Here is a 5,263-nt window from a genome sequence, read left to right as displayed (position 1 = left end):
CGCGCTCGAACTGCCCGTTGCCGTAGACGCCGCTCTGGCGCAACAGCTTCTGGCCGAGCCAATCCACGACGTCGACGCGGGCAATACGGGGAGAGGGTGAGTAATCTATCGCACGGGGGAGAGGCCGCCGGGCCAGCTCCTCGACCGTCTCCCGCTTCGCGCCGTACAGGTCAGAAACACCCCACGAGCTTGCGCCACCGTCGCCATAGAAGGTGTAGTAGACCGTGCCGTCGATGCCGTCCCGTGTCTTTTCGGCGGTGAGTTTCTCGAACGCCTGGGGACGCGGAATTGAAATGTCGATGCCTGCGAAGCTGTATGTCCAGCCGGTCGGAAAGCCGCTCTCGTACACTTTGCGCCAGCCGCTTCCGTTGTCACGGAAGGTCGCTCCGAGAAGCATTTCCTTCGCCCGTTCTTCCTGGCCTTTCTCGGCGACGATGGCACGGTAGTAGGGAATCGGCCCCCTCGCCGACTCGACAAAGAACACGCCCCCTCCCGTGAAGTACCGAGCGCTCAGCCTGACCTTGAAGCCGTTTCTTTCGACGACCAGGCTGCTCCCGCCTTCGCTCTGCACCCTTTTCTCCGTTTCCTCGACGCTCTGATCGAAGATGCGCCGGTTGGCGTCGGTGATTCCCGGCATCGCGGCACGGAGGGTGCAGCTCAGCTTCTTGCCGTTGACGACCTCTTCGCCAATCCAACTCTTCATCTGCGCGGGGCCGTCCGCCGGGCTTGCGGTCAGGGTCATCGACTGCGGTGTCGGCAGATCTACCGAAGTGCCCCGACCGGGGGATTCGAGCGTGACCGAACCGAACGCCCCCGGCATGACTAGGGCGACGAGCAAAGGTGGCATTATCATTTCTGTACTCCATTCTGGGCGGAATTCACGATTTCCTCTTTTTCGTGGCCCTGTCTGGCGAAGCATAGGCAAGAATAACTGTAGACCAGGCATTTTTCTGGACACTTTTTCGCAGTCGTTTAACAACTACAAGCGGATGGGCCTCATGATCTCGTCCCTTATGGCTTGCACGGAAATACCAAAGAATCGTTCCTTTTCGGATACAGTTTCTGATGGGATCTACAGCTCGGTAGCTCGCGCTGGCTCCAGGAGTGCCAGGAGGTCAATACGCTGGATCAGGACTTTGCGCAAACCCGCCACGCGGAACGCTTTGAGTTTGCCACTGCGGATGTAGGCGCGAATCGAGGAAGTCGAGAGCTGCAAGTAGTTCGCCGCCTGTTCAACTGTCAATAAGTCCCGATCCGTCCCGCTTTGGGGGTTTTTGCCCATCGCACCGGAAAGGTATAGTTGGGCATCACGCTTGATGTGCCGCGACGCGATTTGCGGGTCTCTGTAGCAATCCCTGAATAATGGCATCCACATTGAGCAGGTCAGGCTGCTTTTGAAACTCATAACGCCCGTGAAGATTGGTATTCTGCCAGGCGATGGGGGATACCTTTTTGGTTGCGTCCGCGCCTTGCATATCGCCGTTCCTCTCCTGGTGCTCCAGGAAGCGAGAGAGGATCGAGGCGTTGTAAAAAATGACGCTGTTGGCTATCAATCGGCTACATTCCGACCAAAGGTCCTGCTCATACTCAGTTTTGAAACGTAGTTTTCCGAAGCTGGCGAAGGAAACGGCTCGGCGGAGCTGGTGATAGTTTTCACCGCGGTTGACGGCCTTCTGGACGTTCTTGCGCACGGACAGAGAATCGATATAAGTGAGCAGATAGAGACTGCGGTGAATGCTGTCATATTCCCAGAGCGCACGTTTTATCCTATTGTTGCGGGCATGGGAACTCAGCTTGCGCACGATTGTGCTCTGTGTGGTCTCTTTTAACGCCAGGGACACGAAGATGCGTCGGCACTCGTCCCACTCGCGAATAATCTCTGCCTCCCGGATCTTGCGAACGGGCTTGAGGGTCACGTCGCCGTAGCTACTTGGCTGGTTGAATCCAGTCAGAGAGGTGCGGACTTTGTCGTATAGATCTTTGTATCGCGGGGCAAACTGGTAGCCAAATATGTACAGCAGTGCGAAGTTCACCTCGTTGGTGCCATGGGTATCTGTCGAATGGATCTCGGGCAGGATATCCGTACTGTTATTGAAGAGGATGTCGAAGACGAAATGACTTTCATGCTCGTCCGCTCCGATGTTATAGGCGTTGATGGGAACGTTGTTAGCCACCGTCGTATAGGGCACGATCCCCTTCTTGAGGCCAAAATACTTGGGCGAATGCCGGGCGTTGAAGGTGCGGACACTGGACTCGAATTTCTGGCCGTCGCTACTGGAATGCACGACTTCACCGATGTCGTAGTGGCGAAAAATGGGCAGTTGTGCCGTCGCGTTGCTGACCCGGTCGTTGGCCTCGCGTAAGGTCTCCGGACGCAGAAAATTGTCGGACATGGAAGCGAGCGTGTGAGAGCCAATATCAGAGATTTGCCCCATTCGACCAATCCCCATGTTGGTTCCCCAAGCAACCACACAGGCAATCAGGGCGGGGATATCAGGTGACTGCTTGGCATAACGTCCCAGAACATGAGTGAAGGCATCCATGCACTGGCACTGCCGGTGTGTAAAGTGCAGAACGCTGTTAATATCCGTGGTCGGCAACTGGTCGAAGAAGGGATGGTTGGTGCCTTCGCTTTCGCTTGGGTAATCCAATGTCCAACGCGCTTTCCCTTTGATGTTGAAGTGTTCATTTTCTCCAGTGGCGATGCGCCGATTGACTTCCACGATCCGTGTCTCAAGTTGGTCTTTTAGCTCCGCCAGGTGCGTCTCAATCGGCTGTTGCAGAATATCGAGTCCCGTCTCGGCAATCAGCTTGTCCTTATCCACCCACCGCTGGTCATTCAGGAGATCATCTTTGATGCTCCGAAAGCGAACGCTATTGGGGCAGAAGATATCGCCTGCTTCTATCCCCTGACGCAGATGCCGGTAGAGGAGAAACTCGTAGCGATCTGGGAGAAGCTGCTTGCGGTTGTGCTCATCTTTTTCGTACAGATAACGCTTCATTTTGTCCGGTATCCATCGCGCCGGGATTGCCTCTTCCTTGTAGGTTCCGAGTGCCTTGCCGCTACGGGATGCCTCTTTCACAAAGCAAATAGCCTCAATGAGCGGATCTTTTTCTGTGGTTGCAGCAAACTCGACTCCTTGCAGAATCGGGCGCAAAGGGAGCTTGAATCGCTGGGCGGCTTTATCCAGGTGTTTCCACTGAAATGCAGTTTCGTCGAATCGCGCAGTGGTTCTCAGATACTCTGCCACTGAATCTAGCCTTTTGGCATCCAGTAGGGCAAAGGCTTTGCGCCGTACCTCTTCAAAGGATGCGCTTCCGGCAACACTACTATCGGTAAAGAGCTTGAGCACCTGCCCGGCCTTGGGGAGATCGGTATTGGTGGCTGCCTGAACGTTGTAAACGAGTTCTTTTGCAGCAGCCTTGGCTTCATCACTATACCGTCTCACGTGATGAAGCAGGCTCTGGATCAGGTTATCGTGCAGTTTCTGGTAGCGGTGCTGAATGAAGCACAGCAGATAAACAACGACCACAGACTCCTGCATCCGCCGGAGCTTGTAGACCGAGTAATAATCCACGAGGGACGCATAATAGCGGATGTTTTCGTTGGAAATGTTTAGATGGGGCAGCAATTTCTGCGACATCGCATACAGTTCCCGCGTCTGTTCCTCACGCTGCACTTCGCCCCTGATCTCGTGATTGCTGAAATCTCTGGGATCCCGCTTCAGCAGCGTGATTTCGTGCAGACCCTGAGTGTCTTCGAGGAGACGCTTCAGGGCTTCTTTTGCGGACGGATCGATGTGAGCGTAGGCGATTCCTGCAAGGCGGCGCTGTTCATAGGCCAGTGCCCCTCCCACCGTGTCCTGCATCGCGCTGTATCCTGGAGCGACGACACGTTGTTCGGTTAGATAGTGCATCAGTTCACGTAAGACGTAACCAGGCTTGCTACACACCATAGCTACTTGGCGGGCACGTGCCGCTAGTTTCTCCTGTTCCTTCGCGTTCCAGCTTCGATAATTACTGAGATGGAGAATCGTGCGCTGTTGTTTTAGCCGCGTGACCTTGCTGATGTTCAGGGCGCAATCAAAGGTATCGGGGAAGTAGTGTTCGCGTAAGAAGCAGATATCTTCTTCGACTTCCCGTGACTCAAAGACAAAGAACATCTTTCGCGCCTTGAAATAACCTAACTGCAAGACGAAGAGCATCTTGGCGTTAGACAGGCGGAATTGTGCCAAGGCTGCTTGCTCTGAGACAGACAAGGCAAAGTACTCGGCACGCTCTTCGTGCGTGAAATGGGGGCGTCCATAGAGCGCCTCTATTTCGTCATCACTGAGTATCCTTATACGCATCTCGACACAGGCTCAGCGTTTTCGACGGTGGGCATCTGTGCCGAGTTATCTGTCCCGACGAGCATACCTGCTCGACTCAGAGAGTCCACCAAAGTGGAGCGAGGAACACCGATAGACCGGGCGGCGGCGGTGACCGTCATTCCACTGGCGAGCAGAGCTTGAGCAGCATCCAATTTTTCGGCATCCAAGCACCTAGGGCGACCACCTTTGCGCCCACGCTGGCGTGCCGCCGCTAATCCAGCATTGACTCGCTCCTGAATCAAGGAGCGTTCGTATTGTGCTAAAGCCCCGAAAACATGGAAGAGAAACTCGCCCATCGCAGTCGTCGTATCGAGAGTTTCGGTCACGGATTTTAATCCGATCCCACGTTTCTGGAGTTGATTGACGATCTCAATAAGGTGTTGTAGGGATCGTCCGAGACGATCCAGTTTCCAGACCACAAGCACATCGCCTGCTTGGAGATAGTCCAGACATTTCTTGAGTCCTGGACGGTCGTCGCGAGCCCCAGACGCTCGGTCCTCATGAATATTTCGCGGATCGACCCCAGCGAGCTGTAAAGCATCGCGCTGTAGGTCGGTGCTCTGACGATCATCAGTGGTCGAAACCCTTACGTATCCAACAAGCATGTCACGTAAAACCTCATTCGGTAGAGTATACGTGACAAATCATACCCGATAGATTCCGTGAATAGTTTCCGTGATGGGTTTGCCTACCAAATCAAAGAAAATGCCGAACTGTTCCGAGCCATCTTCTACCTGACGGAAAACAAGTGATTTCCGTCACCCAAAGGGGTGGGGAAATGCCCAACTATACCTTTCCGGTGCGATGGGCAAAAACCCCCGATCTCTCTTTCGGGAAAATGCAGCAGCGGAGGTTGGACTGTAGGCTCTCTGGGGCACCTGAGAAGAATAGTT

Annotated in this window: 4 protein-coding genes; all 4 read right to left on the bottom strand. The window is 54.5% G+C overall.

Going from position 1 to position 5,263, the window contains the following annotated elements:
- Positions 1 to 847 (bottom strand): hypothetical protein (locus RMO15_RS07530; RefSeq protein ID WP_309710007.1); only part of this gene is annotated, 847 nt, incomplete at its 3' end.
- Positions 848 to 1,072: 225 nt separating this feature from the next.
- Entirely contained in the window at positions 1,073 to 1,243 is a 171-nt protein-coding gene (locus RMO15_RS07525) for a helix-turn-helix domain-containing protein (RefSeq protein WP_309710003.1), read from the bottom strand.
- A gap of 64 nt (positions 1,244 to 1,307) precedes the next feature.
- A complete protein-coding gene (locus RMO15_RS07520; protein ID WP_309710000.1) occupies positions 1,308 to 4,349 on the bottom strand; it encodes a Tn3 family transposase in 3,042 nt (1,013 codons plus the stop codon).
- On the bottom strand, positions 4,340 to 4,975 hold the full coding sequence (locus tag RMO15_RS07515; RefSeq protein WP_309709996.1) for a recombinase family protein: 636 nt from the start codon (positions 4,973 to 4,975) through the stop codon (positions 4,340 to 4,342). The genes RMO15_RS07520 and RMO15_RS07515 overlap by 10 nt, the downstream gene beginning before the upstream one ends.
- Positions 4,976 to 5,263 lie beyond the last annotated feature (288 nt).

Source organism: Armatimonas sp. (assembly GCF_031410135.1).
Taxonomy (GTDB): domain Bacteria; phylum Armatimonadota; class Armatimonadia; order Armatimonadales; family Armatimonadaceae; genus Armatimonas.
Note: the sequence above shows the minus strand (reverse complement) of the source record. Positions and strands in the feature narration are given on the sequence as shown.

What these genes read in the sequence shown, in the direction of transcription:
- RMO15_RS07520 (WP_309710000.1), bottom strand. Translation starts at nt 4,349, where the DNA reads ATGCGTATAAGGATACTCAGTGATGACGAAATAGAGGCGCTCTATGGA.
- RMO15_RS07515 (WP_309709996.1), bottom strand. Translation starts at nt 4,975, where the DNA reads ATGCTTGTTGGATACGTAAGGGTTTCGACCACTGATGATCGTCAGAGC.